Origin of the sequence: uncultured Brachyspira sp., from assembly GCF_944390845.1 — a bacterium.
Lineage (GTDB): Bacteria > Spirochaetota > Brachyspiria > Brachyspirales > Brachyspiraceae > Brachyspira > Brachyspira pulli.
This window is the reverse complement of record NZ_CALXRM010000015.1, coordinates 1-19422: the sequence shown is the minus strand read 5'-3', so window position 1 is coordinate 19422 and position 19422 is coordinate 1. Positions and strand designations below refer to the sequence as shown.

General features: G+C 26.4%; 21 protein-coding genes. 15 read left to right on the top strand and 6 right to left on the bottom strand.

Annotation, left to right across the window (positions count from 1 at the left end; translation table 11 throughout):
• Positions 1 to 40: 40 nt before the first annotated feature.
• The 3 genes from Q0K52_RS04770 to Q0K52_RS04760 form a co-directional block, all read right to left on the bottom strand.
• Complete coding sequence (locus tag Q0K52_RS04770; RefSeq protein ID WP_297297014.1) at positions 41 to 886, bottom strand: aldo/keto reductase; 846 nt, start codon at positions 884 to 886, stop codon at positions 41 to 43.
• A gap of 261 nt (positions 887 to 1147) precedes the next feature.
• A complete protein-coding gene (locus Q0K52_RS04765) occupies positions 1148 to 1585 on the bottom strand; it encodes a cyclophilin-like fold protein (protein WP_297297012.1) in 438 nt (145 codons plus the stop codon).
• A gap of 19 nt (positions 1586 to 1604) precedes the next feature.
• On the bottom strand, positions 1605 to 1988 hold the full coding sequence (locus Q0K52_RS04760) for a MerR family transcriptional regulator (protein WP_297297010.1): 384 nt from the start codon (positions 1986 to 1988) through the stop codon (positions 1605 to 1607).
• Between the two features lie 218 nt (positions 1989 to 2206).
• Between Q0K52_RS04760 and Q0K52_RS04755 the strand changes: the two genes are divergently transcribed.
• The 9 genes from Q0K52_RS04755 (at position 2207) to Q0K52_RS04715 (ending at position 11429) form a co-directional block, all read left to right on the top strand.
• Complete coding sequence (locus Q0K52_RS04755; protein ID WP_297297007.1) at positions 2207 to 2911, top strand: beta-ketoacyl synthase chain length factor; 705 nt, start codon at positions 2207 to 2209, stop codon at positions 2909 to 2911.
• A gap of 45 nt (positions 2912 to 2956) precedes the next feature.
• The gene (locus Q0K52_RS04750; protein WP_297297005.1) at positions 2957 to 3217 is read left to right on the top strand and encodes a phosphopantetheine-binding protein; all 261 of its coding nucleotides are present in this window, start codon (positions 2957 to 2959) and stop codon (positions 3215 to 3217) included.
• Positions 3218 to 3227: 10 nt separating this feature from the next.
• Positions 3228 to 4574 (top strand): AMP-binding protein, encoded by a 1347-nt coding sequence (locus Q0K52_RS04745; protein WP_297297003.1) that lies wholly within the window; start codon positions 3228 to 3230, stop codon positions 4572 to 4574.
• Position 4575: 1 nt separating this feature from the next.
• Positions 4576 to 4914, top strand: a complete 339-nt coding sequence (locus Q0K52_RS04740; RefSeq protein ID WP_297297001.1) for a 3-hydroxyacyl-ACP dehydratase — start codon at positions 4576 to 4578, stop codon at positions 4912 to 4914.
• 12 nt (positions 4915 to 4926) lie between these two features.
• Positions 4927 to 5889, top strand: a complete 963-nt coding sequence (locus Q0K52_RS04735) for a glycosyl transferase family 2 (RefSeq protein ID WP_297296999.1) — start codon at positions 4927 to 4929, stop codon at positions 5887 to 5889.
• Between the two features lie 3 nt (positions 5890 to 5892).
• A complete protein-coding gene (locus Q0K52_RS04730; RefSeq protein WP_297296997.1) occupies positions 5893 to 6327 on the top strand; it encodes a thioesterase family protein in 435 nt (144 codons plus the stop codon).
• A 77-nt stretch (positions 6328 to 6404) separates the two neighbouring features.
• Positions 6405 to 6974 carry an outer membrane lipoprotein carrier protein LolA gene (locus Q0K52_RS04725; protein ID WP_297296995.1) on the top strand — a complete coding sequence of 190 codons (570 nt, stop codon included), beginning with the start codon at positions 6405 to 6407 and terminating at the stop codon, positions 6972 to 6974.
• Positions 6967 to 9246 carry an MMPL family transporter gene (locus Q0K52_RS04720; RefSeq protein WP_297296993.1) on the top strand — a complete coding sequence of 760 codons (2280 nt, stop codon included), beginning with the start codon at positions 6967 to 6969 and terminating at the stop codon, positions 9244 to 9246. The genes Q0K52_RS04725 and Q0K52_RS04720 overlap by 8 nt, the downstream gene beginning before the upstream one ends.
• Before the next feature lie 557 nt (positions 9247 to 9803).
• Complete coding sequence (locus Q0K52_RS04715; protein WP_297296991.1) at positions 9804 to 11429, top strand: peptide ABC transporter substrate-binding protein; 1626 nt, start codon at positions 9804 to 9806, stop codon at positions 11427 to 11429.
• A gap of 56 nt (positions 11430 to 11485) precedes the next feature.
• On the opposite strand, the gene Q0K52_RS04710 is transcribed toward Q0K52_RS04715, so the two are convergent.
• Positions 11486 to 12001 carry a DUF2147 domain-containing protein gene (locus Q0K52_RS04710; protein WP_297296989.1) on the bottom strand — a complete coding sequence of 172 codons (516 nt, stop codon included), beginning with the start codon at positions 11999 to 12001 and terminating at the stop codon, positions 11486 to 11488.
• A gap of 176 nt (positions 12002 to 12177) precedes the next feature.
• On the opposite strand from Q0K52_RS04710, the gene Q0K52_RS04705 reads away from it, so the two are divergent.
• The 6 genes from Q0K52_RS04705 to Q0K52_RS04680 all read left to right on the top strand — a co-directional run bounded on the left by Q0K52_RS04705 (position 12178) and on the right by Q0K52_RS04680 (position 16722).
• On the top strand, positions 12178 to 13302 hold the full coding sequence (locus Q0K52_RS04705) for an aminopeptidase (RefSeq protein ID WP_297296987.1): 1125 nt from the start codon (positions 12178 to 12180) through the stop codon (positions 13300 to 13302).
• 18 nt (positions 13303 to 13320) lie between these two features.
• Positions 13321 to 13806 carry a GNAT family N-acetyltransferase gene (locus Q0K52_RS04700; protein WP_297296985.1) on the top strand — a complete coding sequence of 162 codons (486 nt, stop codon included), beginning with the start codon at positions 13321 to 13323 and terminating at the stop codon, positions 13804 to 13806.
• Positions 13807 to 13823: 17 nt separating this feature from the next.
• The gene (locus Q0K52_RS04695; RefSeq protein WP_297296983.1) at positions 13824 to 14309 is read left to right on the top strand and encodes a GNAT family N-acetyltransferase; all 486 of its coding nucleotides are present in this window, start codon (positions 13824 to 13826) and stop codon (positions 14307 to 14309) included.
• Between the two features lie 169 nt (positions 14310 to 14478).
• Positions 14479 to 15183 (top strand): UMP kinase, encoded by a 705-nt coding sequence (gene pyrH, locus Q0K52_RS04690; protein WP_297296981.1) that lies wholly within the window; start codon positions 14479 to 14481, stop codon positions 15181 to 15183.
• 25 nt (positions 15184 to 15208) lie between these two features.
• Entirely contained in the window at positions 15209 to 16231 is a 1023-nt protein-coding gene (floA, locus tag Q0K52_RS04685) for a flotillin-like protein FloA (protein ID WP_297296978.1), read from the top strand.
• A gap of 233 nt (positions 16232 to 16464) precedes the next feature.
• Positions 16465 to 16722: a PTS transporter subunit EIIB gene (locus Q0K52_RS04680; RefSeq protein WP_297296976.1), complete on the top strand. Its 258-nt coding sequence runs from the start codon at positions 16465 to 16467 to the stop codon at positions 16720 to 16722.
• A gap of 79 nt (positions 16723 to 16801) precedes the next feature.
• Here Q0K52_RS04680 and Q0K52_RS04675 read toward each other — a convergent pair whose 3' ends face one another.
• Positions 16802 to 18496, bottom strand: coding sequence for a DNA repair helicase XPB (locus Q0K52_RS04675; protein WP_297296974.1), 1695 nt, complete (start codon positions 18494 to 18496; stop codon positions 16802 to 16804).
• A 52-nt stretch (positions 18497 to 18548) separates the two neighbouring features.
• A complete protein-coding gene (locus Q0K52_RS04670; protein WP_297296972.1) occupies positions 18549 to 19241 on the bottom strand; it encodes a tetratricopeptide repeat protein in 693 nt (230 codons plus the stop codon).
• Between the last annotated feature and the right edge of the window lie 181 nt (positions 19242 to 19422).

Below are 19422 nucleotides of genomic sequence, written 5' to 3'. Positions count from 1 at the left end.
CTTTTCAAAGATGAAATTTATATAACAAAATTATAAGCTATTATATTTTATAATTACATAAATATTTTACTGTTTCAATATCAGTATGAGATAAGAATAAACTTTGTTTAGTATCAAGTTTATAAATTTCTTTCATATCATTATCATCTAATTCAAAATCAAATACATTGAAATTTTCTATTATTCTTTCTTTGTGTACGCTCTTTGGTATAACAACAACATTTCTTTTTATAAGCCAATTCAATATAACTTGTGCCGCTGTTTTATTATGTTTCTTTGCTATAGACTGTAATACTTCATTAGTAAACATATTATTTCTGCCTTCAGCAAATGGTCCCCAAGATTCTATTTGAATATTGTACTCTTTCATAAGTTTGTTATCTTCTTCCCTTTGGAAAAATGGGTGAGTTTCAATCTGATTTACCATAGGAGCTATTTTATTATGCATAACAAAATCCAATAATCTGTCAGGATAAAAATTGCATACACCTATAGCTTTAATTTTTCCTTCATTATATAAATCTTCCATAGCTCTCCAAGATCCGTAATAATCACCGAAAGGCTGATGTATTAAATATAAATCCAAATAATCTAAACCTAACTTATTCATAGAAACTTCAAAAGCCTTTTTAGCATTATCATATCCAGCATCGCTTATCCATAATTTAGTAGTAATAAATAATTCTTTTCTATCTATTCCGCTTTCTTTTATAGCATCACCAACAGCTTTTTCATTATTATATGCAGAAGCTGTATCTATTAATCTGTATCCTGCTTCAATGGCATTTAGTACAGATTTTTTACATTCTTCATAATCAGGTATTTGAAAAACTCCGAATCCTAATATAGGCATTTCAAGTCCATTATTTAATTTTACTTGTTTCATACTATAACTCCTATTGTTGCTATCAATAAACTCGCTTAAAACTAGCTAATAACTAAAGTTATTAGCTGCTCGTTTATTTCTATTGTTGCTATCAATAAACTCGCTTAAAACTAGCTAATAACTAAAGTTATTAGCTGCTCGTTTATTTCTGTTGTTGCTATCAATAAACTCGCTTATTCAATTTATCAAGTTTAATATCAATTATTTTCAAATTATAGCATTAGAGTGCACTCCAATGTCAATAGTCATTTTAATAATTTTTTAATTATTAATACTAAAAGTTATTTGTACACTTCCTCTGCCGAGTGTATCTTTAAGTCCAGATGTATTTTCTATATATCCTATTTTTGTATAACTATAAGATGTTGAGAAGTTTTCATAAAAAAGAACTAAACAATTACTGCCGTATAGCATAAAGTCGCCTGTTTTTATGCTTCCAACTCTTGATGATTGTGTTGTAAGGTTTTTACTCAAATTATGATATTTTTCATTAGCATTTAAATCATTCATAGTTATTGTTAATGGCATCATAGCTAAAAAATCTTTTGCTGTTTGATTATCATAAAGTATTAATTTGTACTCTTTGTTATTGATTTTTAAATTAATAGATGTATTTAATGTTTTCATATATGTATTATCTCCATATACTGAATTGCAGGCTGTCATTATAAAAAGAAAAAAAGTTAATAGTATTTTCATATTTAATCCTTTAATTATATTAATTATTTTTAGATAGTCTGTTTTCACATTCTCTCATTTTTGTATCATAATTTTGTATTTTAAAGTCTAATTTTTCTAATGTTTCTTTAAGTTCATTTATTCTATTTACTATTGTTTCTCTTTGATCTATTAGTAATTGTTTTCTTGCTTCTAATGTGGCATCTCCTTTATTGTATAGTTTTATATATTCTATCAATGATTCTATACCCATTCCGGCACTTCTCATATATTTAGCAAATTCTATCCAAGCTAAATCATGATCAGTATAATTTCTTATTCCGCTTTCGCTTCTTTCTACCTCAGGAATTATTCCTATTCTTTCATAATACCTTAATGTATCAGTGGATAATTCCATTTTTTTGCTGACTTCTGCTATTGTCATAATTTTATCCCCTTTATGGAAACTAATAATGTTATAAAATTGTTCATTATTGTTAATTTATAGCGAAATTATAACATTGGAGTGCACTCCAATGTCAACATTTTTTTATATTTTTTACTTTTTTTATTTTGTACTGATTTATTATTAATAGTTGACTTTATACTATAATTTAGTATAATTTCTAAAAGTAAAATTATGATTTTTATATTAGGAAAGTTATGTCGGATTTATGTTTTAGAGTGCTGGATTGGGACTTTTTTGCTCCAGATATGGATAAAAAGTTTATATTAGACAATATAAATAATGATATAAAAATTACTTATGGCGATACTAATCCAGATTTAGACTTTATACCAAGGGCACAAAAAAGAAGGCTTAGTCAAATAACTAAATTATCATTTGAATCTGTAAAAAATATAATAAAAGAAAATGAACAAATGCCTATATTTTTTGTATCAAAATATGGAGAAATAAAGCAGCAATATAATATTTCAAAGAAGATAGTTACAGAACATGAGGTTTCTCCGGCTCTTTTCAGTTTTTCTGTTTTTAATACTGCGGTAGCACAGCTTACTATATTTTATCAAAATCATGAAAGAGCTATTGCTGTTACTTGTTATGATAATTTTATAGATACAGCACTTGTTCAAGCTATGGCTTTTTTAAAAACTTCTAATCATAATGAAGCCCTTATAATCATAGCTGATGAAAGATTACCGGAAAGTTATGAAGAAATATCTAAAGACATTAATTATTCTTTTGCATGTTCTTTTCTTATATCTAAAGACAATCCTAATATTTGTATTGATATGTTAGAAAATGACACTAAAAAAGATGAAAATTCTATTATAGATTTTATAAAATTTATATCAACAGACAGTACTAATTTGAAATTGGGTAAAATCGAATTAACAAAAAGATGATTTTCTATATTTTTAGATAATAATTATTTTAAGGAGAATTATAAAATGAGTATTGAAGACCAAATAAAACAAATAGTGATAGAAGCAGCAAATTTAGAAGGTATGACAATAGATGATATAGATACTGATGCTCCATTATTTGGAGATGAATTAGGTCTTGATTCTATAGATGCATTAGAGATAGGTGTTGCTATTAGAAAGAAATTTAATATAAGTTTTTCTGATATAGAAGAAAACAATAAAAAACATTTCTATTCTGTTGCAACTTTAGCTAAATATATAAGAGAAAATTCAGATAACAAATAAAAACAATATTATGAGAAAATTAAGCAATACAAATTTTTATTTATTAAAAGATTCAGAGGATATTTTTCTTATTCATAAGGAAAATAAAAGTTTTATAAAGTATAAAGAATATGTAAATGATATAGTAAAATGTTTGGAATATATTTCTAAATATAAAGAAGATACTATTACAGTATTTATTGAAGATACTTATAGATTTATTTCTATTATTACAGCAGGATTTATACTTAAAAAAAGGGTTAATGTTTTGAATAATAATAGCCCTAAATATGTTGAAAGCATAGTAGACAATACTATGGTTTATATATCCGATACTGAAAAATCTGCTTTTAATTTAGACGAAGTATTTAACAGCAGTACTAATGATAAATGGTTTGATTTGCTTAAAGAAACTATTATTGATGAAAATGTATTTATCAATTTTTATACATCAGGTTCAACAGGTCACCCTAAACTTATAGAAAAGACTTTAAAGCAATTTGAGGCAGAAGCTACTAAAATAGTTAATCAATTTACTGATGAAATAAAAGATTCTGTATTTTTATATACAGTTCCTCATTATCATAGTTATGGTTTTGTATTTGCTGTGTTAGTTCCATATATGTTGGAATTAAAATGTATTAATAACAGAATAAATTATTTAGAAACTATGAATAATTTTGCACAGTACGATAAGATTACAGTAGTAACAACACCAGCATTCTTAAAGAGAATAGATAAATCTTCATTGAAAATAAAATCCAAATGGTATTTATTTTCATCTACAGGAGTACTTGATAAAAGTGTTAATGATCTTTGTAAAGAGGTGTTTAATACAGATGCTACAGAGATTTACGGAAGTACTGAAGCTGGTGCAATGGCTTTTAGAAGAAGAAGCGAAAATGAATTATGGACAAGATTAAGCGTTGTAAGTTTGAAAGTTGATGAGAATGGAAGTATAGAATGCTGTTCAGGTTATACAGGTGATAATATCTGGATACATGTCGGCGATGTTGTTAATATGAAAAATGAAAATGAGTTTGAACTTTTAGGAAGGGAAGACTCTATTGTAAAAATTGAAGGTAAAAGAATAAGTGTTCAGCAAATAGACAGACAAATTTTACAGGATAAGCATTTTAAAGACAGTTATACTATATATTGTAAATCTGAAAAAAGAGAATATGTTGTTTCTTTTGTAGTTCTTAATGGAAGCAATAATAATATTGAAGAGATGAAAAAATATACTATTGAGTATTTAAAAGGATATTTTGAAACTGTTGTTTTACCTAAAAAAATATATTTTGTAGACAGTATTCCAAGAAGCGAGATTGGAAAGGTAGACAGAAAAGCACTTGATGCTATAATGCAAGGAAATTAAATTGTATAGTGATATTGCTAATTATACTATAGATGAACATACTCAAGATATGTTTAAAGTTAAGCTTTTTATAAGTGAAAATTTGCCTTATTTTGACGGGCATTTTGAGAATTTTAAACTTTTGCCTGCTATAGCTCAAGTAAAGATTGCTGTTGATATATCTAAAAATCTTTTTAATAGAGATTTTGATATCAATAGACTTTTAAAATTAAAATTCGTAAATATGATTTTTCCAAATACAAATGTTACCATAGAATGTCATTGTTTGAATAATATACTTTCTTTTAAGATATATGATGAAGATAAAAAATATTCAGACGGCAAATTGTATTTTGCTTAGAGGTTTTATCTTATGAGTCATTGGAGTGAGGAAAAAGAAATAGGCAATAGGTGGAAGGCAGTATTTTCTGCTTTTGTTTATAAAATATTAGGAAGAATGTTCATAATAATATACCTAATACCTATAAGTATTGTTTATTTTTTCTATTCTAAAACCAGAATGCAGGCTTCAAGAGATTATCTTAGAAGAATGTCAAAATATAATAAAAAAATAAAGTCTAATTTTATTTGTTCATATAAGCATTTACTTTCATTTGTAGTTTCTATTTCAGAAAAAATAGCAGCTTGGAATGGAGATATACCTATAAAAGATTTGATAATAAAAACTAAAGATGATTATGAGAAAGTTATTGAATTGCTTAATAATAAAAACGGTATGATAATATTATTTTCTCATATAGGAAATGTTGAGCTTTTAAAGGCATTGGCTGTTATTAATGAAGGCAATCCTATTAAAAATTATAAGATAAATATAATAATAGATTCTAGAGTAAATAAAAATGTTAATATATTAATGGGTGAAGGTAAAAATAATTCATTTATAGATTTTATTGATGCTTCCAATATAGGACCTGAAACTATTATAAGTATTGAAAATAAATTAAATAATGGTGAAATAGTAGCTATAGCAGGTGATAGAACTTCTAATAAAACAGACAGAGTAAATTATATAAATTTTTTAGGGGAAGATGCTCCTTTTCCATGCGGTGCTTTTTTGATTCCTATACTTCTTAAATATCCTGTTTATTATTTCTTCGCTTTAAGAGAGAATGATAAAATACTTTCAAAGAAATATAATTTTTATATACATTCTTCAAAAATAAAGTTGGATAGTGAAGAATCAAAGAACAGAAAAAGAAAAAATGAACTTATATTAGAATTAACTAAAGAATTTGCTTCCATTATAGAACAAAAAGCTATAGAATATCCTTATCAATGGTATAATTTCCATGATTTTTGGTATAAGGGGAATTAATTTATGGGTAAAAATACAAATAAAAAGATTTATTTAGAGAATGATTATTATATAAAACCTTCTTTCTATGATTTAGATCCTATGGGAGTTGTTTGGCATGGCAATTATATAAAGTTTATGGAGCAGGCTAGGGAGGCTATGCTTGAAATTATAGATTATAATTATGATATTATGACTGCTAAAGGTGTAATGTGGCCTATAGTAAAATTGGAAGTAAAATATATTAATTCTATTAAATTAAATCAAAAAGTGAGAATTCATACTGCTTTAATAGAGTATTTAAATGGTATGAAAATAGAATATACTTTTTATGATGAAGATAATAAGGTAATATCAAGATCATCTACATTGCAAATGCCTATAGATTCAGAAACTAGAAAAGGTTTTTTAAATAGTCCAAAAGATTTTATTGAAAGAATAGAAAGAATTAATAATTAAATATAAAATTTTTTTTACAATTTTTGTTTTTATTGTATTATATATCATACTATATAAATAATATTAGGAAGTGTAAAATGAGAAAAATTTTTATAATATTTATTGCAATGGCTTCTATTTTATTATGCCAAGTTAAAGACGAATACAAGAACGCTAAACTTTTAAAAGGTACTTATACACAAATAGTTACACAGAAAGGAAGAAGTTTTGAATCTTCAGGGGATTTCATTGTTGCAAGCGGTTATGGTATATGTTGGTTTACTAAAAGCCCTAAAGAATCAATCACTGTTATGGGAGATAAAAATGTTACTCAGATACTTCCAAACGGTAAAAAGAAAGTTATGGCAGATTCAAGTAATGCTATGTTTTCTCAAATAGCTAATATAATAAAATCAATATTTACTTATGATGAAAAAACTATAAAAGATTCTTTTAATCATACTTCTGAAAATGGAGTTACTGTTTATACTCCTAAAACTGAGGAATTAAAAAAAGTAATAGACAAAATAGAAGTTAGTTTTGCTTCTGCCGGTTATATAGAAAAAATAAAAATGTATTCTTCAAATAATAGTACAACTGAATATATAATGAAAGTTTTATCAAAATCTAATTCTTTAACTCCTGAGGAGACAAAATATTTTGAGTAAGAGAAAATTTTTAATAGGTTTATGGATATTTTTTCATTTATTTGCAGTTGCTGTATTCATAATAAGACATGATAAAATAGCAAAGATAGATACAAATTTTTTATCCATAACACCTAAATTTCTTGAAGATAAAGATTTTCAAAAACCATTAGAAGATTTCTTTCTAAAAAATTCAAGCAGCGTAAAGATATTCATAGAAAGTGAAAATTTTGATGCAGCAAAAGATAATGCATTAAAATTAGAAAGTTATATAAAAGATTTAAATACTAATGTTGCTGTGAATTTACGTTCTAAAAGTTATGATAATATATTGGAAATGATGATTAAATATAAATATCAACTTCTTTCAAAAGAGATAAGAGATTATTTATTGAATGATGAGGCAGATATTGTTGCTGAAAATTCTCTTGCTAATTTTTATTCTCCATTCTTTATACCTATAGTTGATAATGTTGAAGATGATCCTTTCTTTGTTGTTAATTCTAAAATAAATGAAATTCTAGTTTCAGAAAATAATGTGGAATCAAGAGATGGAATACAATTTATAAATTATGAAAATAAATACAATGTTCTAATTAATATAGACATGCCTAAAAAAATAGACAGTGAAGATTTTTTTGATAATCTTACATCTTATTTAAATGATTTAGAAAGTAATGAAGATATAAATGTATATATATCTGGTGTTCCAATACATACTTATTACAGCCAAAAGAGTGCAAAGAGTGAAATTACTATTATATCTATTGTTTCATTGATAGTTATTTCTATAATATTTATCTTTATATTTAAATCTATAAAGCCTTATATTGTATCAATGTGTACAATATTTTTGGCTGGCGGTACGGCATTTTTATTATCATCTATATTTTTTAATTCTTTGCATATATTTACATTCGTATTTGGTACAAGTTTAATAGGTATATCGATAGACCATTCAATACATTTTATAACAGAATGGTATAATGAAAAAGATAAAAAGGAAGTATTAAAAAAAATATTTCCTAGTATGCTTTTAGGTTTTTTAACTACTATAATAAGTTATTTATCATTATCTTTAACTTCTCTTACATTATTAAAACAAATAGCTTTATTTTCTATATTCGGACTTGTAAGTTCATTTTTGACAGTAAACATAATATATCCTATAGTATTTAAAAATGATAAAAGAGAAATAAAGAGTTCTATATTAAATGGAAGTAAAAATATATTAAATAGTTATGTTAAAATAATTAATATAAAAACAGTATCCATACTTTTTATAATTTTAGTTTTAATTTCTGTAATATCAATACCAAGGATAAAAGTTAATTTTTCAGCCAATCAGCTTTATAATACACCAGACTTTTTATTAAAGAGTGAAACAGAAGTTTATAAAAGATTGAATACATCTTTGACAAAAAATATAATAATATCGAGAGGAGATACTCTTTCAAAGGCATTATTGGCAGAAGAAAGTATAGGAGATAATTTCACTAATAACTATATGGCTATATCAAGAGTACTTTATTCAGATGAAAGACAAAGAGATAATATAAAACTTGTAGAAGAAAAATTAATGCCTCTTTTAAAAGATCAAATTAATGCACTTGATTTAAATGAAGCTTCATATAATAAAATAAAATTAGAATTTGAAAATACTAAAAATAAAATTCTTGATATAAATAAAATAATTGAAGAACCAGATTTTAGTGATTTAAAAAAGATTATTACTACAAATAATAATAAATATTTTCTTATAGCAACAAGTGATTACAATACTAACGATGTTATGAAAGTTACTAATAATGATGTTAAGATATTTAATTTAAATCAAGAAATTAATGATGCATTAGACAGTACTGCAAAAACTGCTATAAAAATGGCTGTTATTGCATATATAATAATATTCATAGCTGTGATGATATTCTTTAATAAAAAACAAGCTTTGGCTATAATATTAGTTCAATTAATGTCAATATTGATTAATTTATCATTACATTCAATATTTGGAATGAATATAAATATATTTTCAATATTTGCTTTGATACTTTCTATAGGAATATCAATTGACTATGCAATATTTTTCTCAAACAGTGCGGCAGATAAAGAGATTACATTTTTAGCAGTATTTTTATCTATGATGACAACAGTATTATCCTTTGGTACCTTGGCATTCAGCGGATTTATACCAGTTAAATCATTCGGTTTATTTTTATTTATAGGGGTTTTATCATCATTTATTCTTTCCCCTGTACTTTTCAAGTTTAATAAATTGATTGATAAAAATTAGAATATACCTAAACAACTATATTTTGTCAATTTTTATATTTTTTAAATATATTATCAACTTTTTTGTCGCTCACGCTCTGCGGACTTCGTCAAAGTTGCTGCCTACGCACGCAGAGCGAAAAACGCATATACTACAGCCTTATATTTTAAAAATATATATTAAAAGTAGTTTAATGCCTTAAATTTTAGTAAAAAATGTAGTCCTTCGCGAAGCGTATCCGAGCCTGTCGAGGATATAGCTTCTTTGGGTCACCACCGAGTAGGTGCCTTGCCTACGGCATGCAGAGCGTCGGCAAAAGAAGTAGGGGTTCGGGGACTAGTCCACGAAAATAATAACAATATAAAAACTAATTTTGACAAAGTTAAAAAATTTCAGTATATATTAAATAATGTATGATTTATTAAAAAATAATGTTGTTTTAATTATATTTTAATATTATAAAAAATTATAACTATAAAAACATATAAAATACTTATTATATAGTAAATATTTTAATTAGTTAATTATATTTTTTTTCGATACTATAAATAATAAATAATATGCTAGGAAATATTCTTATGAAAAACAATATATTAATTAAATTAGTTTTTATTTTTATTGCAATAGTTTTTGTTTCTTGTCATAAAGAACCAAAAGTCATTTTAAATGAACTAACAGTTTCAGTTGGTCCTGAACCTCAAACTATAGACCCTACTATAAATTCTGCAGTAGATGCCATGATATATACAACACATCTGTTTGAAAATTTAACTATAAAAGATGAAAATAATAATATTATTCCTGGTGCGGCAGAAAGCTGGGTATCATCGAATAATAATACAATATATGTATTTAATATCAGAAGCAATGCAAAATGGTCAGATGGTGTAGATGTTAAAGCTCAAGATTTTGTATATGCTTGGAAACGTATAGTTGATCCTAAAAACGGAGCATCTTATTCTATACTTCTAGATGTTATTAAGAATGCGAGTGATATTATGATGGGTAATAAGGATAAAGACACATTAGGAGTTAAGGCTTTAGATGATAAAACTTTATATGTGGAATTAGAATATCCTGTACCTTATTTTTTGGAAATGGTAGCTCATACAGCTTATACACCTTTGCGTGAAGATGTTGTAAGTAAAGATGAAGACGGCTGGACTTTAAAAACAGAAACTATGGTTGGTAATGGAGCATTTCAAATTGTACGCTGGGATCATAATTCAAGATTAGTAGTACGCAAAAATACTGATTATTGGAATTATAAAGAGATAAAGCCAGATATTATTAATTTTGAATTTATAGATAATGACAATACTGCTATGTCAGCTATTTTAAATGATGAAATATATTTTTATCATAACACACCTATAAATGATAGAGAAAAATTACTTGCAGAAGGTATAGCAAAATCTGTGCCTAATATATCACTTTACTTTTATGAAGTAAATCATAATAAGAAACCTTTTAATGATGCTAGAGTAAGAAAGGCAATTTCTCTTGCTATAGACAGAGAATATATTGTAAATAATATAATGAAAGGCGGAGAGAGACCAGCTGCTGCTATTGTACCTTACAATATAAAAGATGTTAATAATAATGGAGATTTTAGAAATTATAAAGAAGGATATTTCCCTACAAAGAGCGAAGATTATGAGAAAAATGTTGAGGAAGCTAGAGCATTACTTGCTGAAGCAGGATATCCTAATGGCGAAGGTTTTCCAGTATTTGAATTTTTAACAAATCCGGGTTTCCATGTTACTATTGCTGAAAGTATACAATCTATGCTTAAATCAGCATTAAATATAGATATGGTAATAAGACAAGAGGAATGGGCTGTACTTTTACAAACTAGAAGAGATGGAAATTTCGATATGGCTAGACAAGGCTGGATAGGAGGATATAACAGTCCTGTTGCATTTTTATCATTAGTAAAAACTGGATATGTTCTTAATGAAGGAAGATACAGCAATCCTGAATTTGATAAAGCTTTGTCAGATGCTTCTATTGCAGAAAGTGATGCTGACAGAAGTTTATACTTACATAAGGCGGAAAATATAGCTATGGATGATACCGCTATTATACCTATATTCTATTATGCTGGTACTGTAATGCAAAATAAAAACCTTACCAATGTTATTTATGATGTATTTGGTATTTATAATTTCAGTAAATCTGATTATATAGAAGAAAATAATTAAATAAATAATAATGAAAAATTATAAGTTTAAACTTTTATGTTTAGACTTATAATTTTTTATTGTATACTTTTTCCTTCTATTGTTCTTAATTGATTAACAGCTATATCAGAATATTTGCTTGATTCTTCTTTTGATAATCTTTTCCATTCTACAGTGGCTTCAACTACACCGCCTTTATCTAAAGAAGCTCTTACAAATAATGTATTTTTATCTTCAGACAAGCTTATTTTTACATAGTATGAACTTCCTTGATCTGTATGATATATTCTGACAGTGGACCATTCATCATTTTCAAAAACTATATCATATATGAATATTAGTCCTTTTAAATCTTTATTTCTAAGGCTTTTATCTGGATTATGATCATCTAATGTGCTTTTTACATTATCATGCAATGCTATGCCATAAGCATAAACTTTATTTCCTATTACAATTATTTTTGCAACTTTCATTCTTCCTTTTGGTTTTTCCGGCATAGCCCAGAAACCTTCAACATCTTTTGCATTATTGGCACCATATAGCATAGAACTGAATAAAATTGTAAATATAAGAAGTATTATTTTTTGTTTCATAATTATTACCTAATTTATTATTTTTAATTATTATACATCTAAATAATATTTTTACTATATGAATTATTTGTTTTATATATGTTTTAATTAATTATATATTGATTATTATTTATTAATTGTGTAAAATTGATGCATTAAAATAAATTATTTTAACAATTAAAAAATGGAGTTTATAGATGAGAGATCCAAGAATAGAAAAATTGGCAAAAAATATAGTTAATTATTCTTGTAAATTAAAAGAAGGCGAGAAAGTACTTATAAAAGTTTATGGAGAAGGAGAAGAACGTAATTTAGTTACAGCAGTAATAAATGAAGCTTATAAAGTGGGAGCAAGTCCATTTGTTTGGAATCATGATCCTCAAATACTTAGAGAGCTATTAAAAAATTGTAATGAAGAACAGATAAAACTTTGGGCTAAATCAGATTTAATGCTTATGAAAGAAATGGACGCTTATGTTGGTATATGGGGCGGCTTGAATAATGCTGAAAATTCTTCTGTAAATATGGAGAATAATAAAATATATGAGAAGTTTTATCTTACTCCAGTACATATGAAAGAAAGAGTTAAAAATACAAAATGGGTTGTTATGAATTATCCTACAGCTGCTATGGCACAAAGAGCTTCTATGAGCACAGATGAATTTGAAGATTTTTATTTCAAAGTTTGTAATTTAGATTATTCAAAGATGTCTAAGGCTATGGATAATTTAGTTGATCTTATGAATAAAACTGATAAAGTTAGAATAGTGGGCAATGGTACAGATTTAACTTTTTCTATAAAAGATATACCTGCTATAAAATGTGCCGGTGAAATTAATATTCCAGACGGAGAAGTATTTACTGCACCTGTTAAAAATTCTATTAATGGTGTTTTAACTTATAATACACCTTCTTTATATAGTGATGGTTTCACTTATGAAAATATTAGATTTGAATTTAAAAATGGAAAAATTATTGATGCTTCTTGTAATGATACAAAAAGAATAAATGAAGTATTAGATACTGATTCAGGAGCTAGATATGTAGGAGAATTTGCTATAGGAGTAAATCCGTATATAACTGAGCCTATGAAAGATATATTATTCGATGAAAAAATTATGGGCAGTTTCCATTTTACTCCTGGTAATTGTTATGATGAGGCTCCTAATGGAAATAAATCTTCTATACACTGGGATTTAGTATGTATACAGACTAAAAAATACGGAGGCGGTGAAATTTATTTTGATGATAAATTAATTAGAAAAGATGGTTTATTTGTTATTGATAGTTTAAAATGTTTAAATCCAGACAAATTAAAATAATATTTAGGATAAAGTTTTATGAGTGATAAGAAATTTAGTATTAGATTTGCAGAAGTTAAAGATATTCCTACTATTTTAAGATTTATAAAAGAGCTTGCTGCTTATGAAAAATTAGAACATGAAGTTACAGCAACTGAAGAAATATTAAAAGAATGGATATTTGAAAAGAATAAAGCAGAAGTTTTAATAGCTTTTGAGAATGATATTGAAATAGGTTATGCTTTATTCTTTCATAATTTTTCAACTTTTTTAGGAAAAGCAGGAATATATTTAGAAGATTTATATATAAGTCCAAATTACAGAGGATTGGGATACGGTAAATCTCTATTAAAGGAATTGGCTAAAATAGCAGTTGATAGAGGATGTGAAAGGTTGGATTGGCAGTGTTTGGACTGGAATAAACCTAGTATTGATTTTTATTTATCACTCAATGCTTCAGCTATGGAAGAATGGACTACATATAGATTAAGCCATAATAATCTAAAAAAATTTGCTAATGAATAATTTATAAGGTTTTGTTTATGAATAATAAAGAATTTACTATAAGATTTGCTAAAGAAAGTGATATACCTACTATATTAAGATTTATAAAAGAACTTGCAGTTTATGAGCATTTGGAGCATGAGCTTAATCTTACAGAGGAAAGTTTAAAAGAAAATATTTTTGATAAGAAAAAAGCAGAGGTTGTTATTGCTTTTGAAGATAATGTTCCAGTTGGACATGCGGTATTCTTTGAAACTTTTTCTACATTCGTTGGAAGGCATGGATTATATTTAGATGATTTATATGTTAATGATCAATATAGAGGTTTAGGATACGGAAAGAAATTGTTTGAGGAAGTTGCCAAAATAGCTTATGAGCGTAATTGCGGCAGACTTGAATGGCAATGTTTGGATTGGAATAAATCTAGTATTGATTTTTATCTTTCTACCGGTGCAGAAATGGTAAAAGATGCAAGAGTATATAGATTAACTAATGATGCTTTAGGTAAATTTTTAAAATCTTAAATATTTTCATATATTAAAGTCTAATATATAAACACTAATATTTGTTTTTTATAATATTTATATCAAGAAATAGAAAATACTAATGATTGTATATTCTATTATCTTGATAATATATAAAAAAGATAGTATAATACAAAAAATTTATTATGAAAACTTGAGAGGTTAATTAATGGAAAAAAGAGTATTGCTTAAAATATCAGGTGAAGCATTGCTTGGACAAAAAGAATATGGTATTGATAATAGTGTAGTTGATAGAATAGCATTAGAAATGAGAGAAGCTGGACATGATACACAAATAGCAGTTGTAGTAGGCGGCGGAAACATTTTTAGAGGAATGCAATTATCTAATAAAACAGGAATGGTAAGAGCTACAGCTGATTCTATGGGTATGCTTGCAACTATTATGAACGCTATAGCATTAAAAGACAGATTTATGGCAGCTGGTACTCCAACTCAAATACTTTCTGCTTTTAATATTGAAGGCATGATAGAAGGATTTGAAAGAGATAAAGCTATTCGTATCTTAGAAAGAGGAAATGTTTTAATTATAGCTGGCGGTACTTCTAATCCATACTTTACAACTGACAGTACTGCAATATTAAGAGCTTTAGAAATAGGTGCTTCTATAGTATTGAAAGGTACTAATGTTGATGGTGTATATGATAAAGATCCAAAAAAGAATGAAGATGCAAAAATGTATAATGATATTACTTTTAGAGAAGTTATGAATCAAAATTTACGTGTTATGGATATGACTGCTTTCGCTATGGCTAATGACAATGATATGCCTATAAGAGTATTTAATATGAATAAACCTGGCAACATTACTAAAGCTATTTCAGGCGAAAATATAGGAACTTATGTGCATAATTAATAATAGTTTATTTTAGGAGGTTTGTATGTTCGATTATGGATATCTTCCAATTATTCCAATGTTTATTGGTATTATTATAATATTAATATTTTTATTTATTTTCTTACGCTTTTTCCCTATAGGTTTATGGGTAACTGCTTTATTTTCTGGTGTAAGAATAAATATGATAACATTAATAACTATGCGTTTAAGGAGAGTTAATCCTTCACTTATAGTATTAAATCAAATTAAATTATGGAAAGCTGGTTTAAAAATAGGAAGCAATGAACTTGAAGCACATTATTTAGCAGGAGGAAATCCTACTGCAGTTGCTGATGCTTTAATAGCTGCTGATAAAGCTTCTTTAGATTTAAGTTTTGAGCGTGCTGCTGCTATAGATTTAGCTGGAAGAGATTTAGTTGATGCCATAAGAACTTCTGTTTCTCCTAGAGTTATTGCTACACCTTTAATTGCTGCTGTTGCTAAAGATGGTATACAAGTTAAAGCTACAGCAAGAGTTACTGTTAGAACTAATATTAACAGACTTGTAGGCGGAGCTGGTGAAGAAACTATTATTGCTAGAGTAGGAGAGGGTATTGTTACTACTATAGGTAGTGCTGCTTCACACAAAGAAGTTTTAGAAAATCCAGACAGAATTTCACAAGTTGTTCTTGCTAAAGGTTTGGATTCTGGTACTGCTTTTGAAATTCTTTCTATTGATATAGCTGATGTTGATGTTGGAAGTAATATTGGTGCTTTCTTACAGATTGACCAAGCTGAAGCTGATAAAAAGATTGCTCAGGCTAAAGCAGAAGAAAGAAGAGTTATGGCTATAGCTAGAGAACAGGAAATGCGTGCTCAGGTTGAGGAAATGAAAGCTAAAGTTGTTGAAGCTGAATCTCAATTACCTCTTGCAATTGCTGAAGCTCTTAAAAAAGGTAATATCGGCGTATTAGATTATTATAATATGAAAAATGTTATGGCTGATACTGAAATGCGTTACAGTATATCTGGTATGGATTCAATGAGTAAGAATAATAATTCTTCATCTTCAAATGCAAAACAATAAATAATTTTATAATAAATAATTATTAATAGACTGTATATTTCTTGTATGCAGTCTATTTTTTTATGATAATTTATCATTAAATAAATTGTTTTTATTGGTAGTATTTGTATTATTATAATTAAAAATAATTATAAATATTCAAATTTAATAAAAATATTTTTATATTATTTTTATTGAAAAATATTTATAAAAATATATAATCTATCAAACGATTTTTAATTAAAGAGGTTATTATGGAACTAAATTACAAAAAAATTGCAGAAGATATAGTTTCTAAAGTTGGAAAAGATAATATTAGTTCAGCTAGCTTTTGTGCTACTAGATTAAGATTAATGGTAAATGATAGAGAGAAAATCAATGATTCTGAAGTAGAAAGTATAGAAGGTGTAACTGGTGTTTTTTATAATGCTGGACAATACCAAATAGTTTTAGGTAAAGAAGTTAAAAAAGTTTATGATGAAGTTATAAATTTAGGTGTTACAGCTCTATAATTATATTATCTATCTAATTAATGAAATGTATCTAATAACTAAAGTTTAACAATTATTAAAATAAAAAGATTGTTAAACTTTAGTTTTCAAATTCCAATTCTTCAAATGAATCTTTATCGAGTAATTCGTAATGATATCCCTGTTCTGTTAAGAATAATTGTCTTTTATGAGCGAAATCTTCTTCTTTAGTATCAGTTGTAATTATAGAAAAGAAGTAACTTTTATTTTCACCTTTTTTTGGACGTAATACTCTTCCTAATCTTTGAGCTTCCTCTTGTCTTGAACCGAAAGTACCGGAAATCTGTATTAATACATTGGCATCAGGCAAATCTACAGCCAAGTTAGCTACTTTACTAACTATTAAAGTAGTAATTTCTCCAGTTTTAAATTTTTTGTATATTATATCTCTTTCGCTTTGAGGAGTTTTTCCAGTGATTATGGTATATCCAGTTCTTTTTTTCATTTCGTTTAATTGATCAAGATATTGACCTATTATAAGAATGTTTTTACCTTTAAGTTTCTCTATAATTTTTTTAACTATTGTATATTTAAATACATTTTCACTGGCTATTCTGAATTTTACTTTATCGCTTGATACAACGTAATCAGATCTATGACTGTCATCTAAAGGTATTCTTATATCATAACAATAAGCCTCAGCAATAAATTTTTTCTCCTCCAATTCACGCCAAGGTATATCAAATTTCTTAGGCCCTATTAAACAAAATACGTCTTTTTCAAGTCCATCTTCACGTACAAGTGTAGCTGTTAAGCCTAATCTTCTCATACTTTGAATTTCACTTGTTAATTTTATTATAGGAGCTGGAAGTAAATGCACTTCATCGTATATAATGAGTCCCCAATTATGTTGGAAGAATAATTCAAAGTGTACAAAAGGGGATTCTTTATTTTTTCTATAAGTTAGTATTTTATAAGTTGCTATTGTTATAGGTTTAATTTCTTTATTCAAACCATTATATTCGCCTATATCTTCTGGAGGAATGTCTGTTTTATCTAATATTTCATCTCTCCATTGTCTGCAGGCTGTAACACCAGTAACTATAATAAGAGTTTTAGTTTGTGTTTTATACATTGTTGCTATACCAACAACAGTTTTTCCAGTACCGCAAGGCAAAGCTATAACGCCAGCACCGCCTTCAGGTTTGCCGTCAGCATAAAAAGCTTCTACAGAATTTCTTTGATAATCCCTTAAAGCAAAATCATCTCCGCTTGATGGGAGTTTTGTTCTCATATTAAAATGATATGGCTCTCCAGTTTTATAACCGGCTAAATCCTGAACAGGATATCCTATATTTATAAGAGCCAATTTTATATGGCCTCTATATGTAGCATCTATTTCTAATTTATTAGGATTAACTTCTGCTTTTATATATTTAGTCATTAATTTATAATGTAAAATTTCATCTATAATATTTTTATCTTCGCTTATAAGATAGTATTTTTCATCTTCTTTAATTATTTTTATTCTGCCGTATTTTTCAATGCTTGTTTCTATTTGCTTTACAATATTTTTTGGTATTTCATAAGAAGTGTATTTTTTTAAGAAACTGATTATTTGTTCTGAAGTATAATTTAAACTTGCAGCATTCCATAAAGATACTAATGTTATTCTATATGTATGTATATATTCTGGACTTTTTACAAGTTCGGCGAATACAAGCATAAAATTTCTTATTTCTTCAAAATGTTTTGTACTAACATCTAAAAGAATTGTACCATCGCCCTGAACTATGATAGGAGCATTCTTATTCAATTTTTTTTCCTTACATTATAATTGGATAATGATTTATATATTAGTTATTTAATTAATAAACATTATTTTCTATTAATGAAATAGTTTCTCTAAATATATTTAAATATTCAACATTATTAGTATTTTGAGTGATCCATGATTTTAATATATTTAAAGCTTTAGTTTTATCATTTTGAGCTAAATAAACATCTGATAAACTTAAAGTTGCTTGCGGATTTAAATAACTTTTTGGATATGCTTTAGTAAAGTTTTCCAAAGTTGCTGCAGCTTTAGTATAATTAGTTAATTCTATTTGAGTATTAGCTAAATTGTAGATAGCTGTTTCTTGTAGATAAAAACCTCTTGAATTAGCAACTTCCTGATAATATTTTTCAGCTTCAGTGAAGTTTTCTATATCATAATAAACAGAGCCTAAAGCATAAGCTGTTCTTAATTTCAAAGTTTTACCTTTAGCAGCAGAATATACTTTTTGGAATCTTGAAGTAATATCTATTATTAAAGCAGGATCATTTAATTGTTCTTTTGGTAATTGTGCATTTTGATACACATTATATAATGCCAATGCAGATTCAAATTGTATATTATTATCTTTATCTTGGCTTTCTATATTAGCTTTATATACTAAAATACCTGCGATAATTACTACTATAAGTACAAATCCAGATATGAATATTATTCTATTATTATAAATATATGTAAATATTAATTCAGCATTTTTTTGTAGTTTGTTTGTGTTTTCAGACATAAAAATCCTCTTAATTTATAAATAATGAATAATCAATTATAATAATTAAACATAAAAAAATCAAGTGTTTATTTTACAATTATTTATTATATATCATCTTTGAAATTTTGCACAGGAGCCAGACATATTGCATTAAGTATTCCTTAGTTTTTTAAAGTATAACATAGGTGTATCATAATTT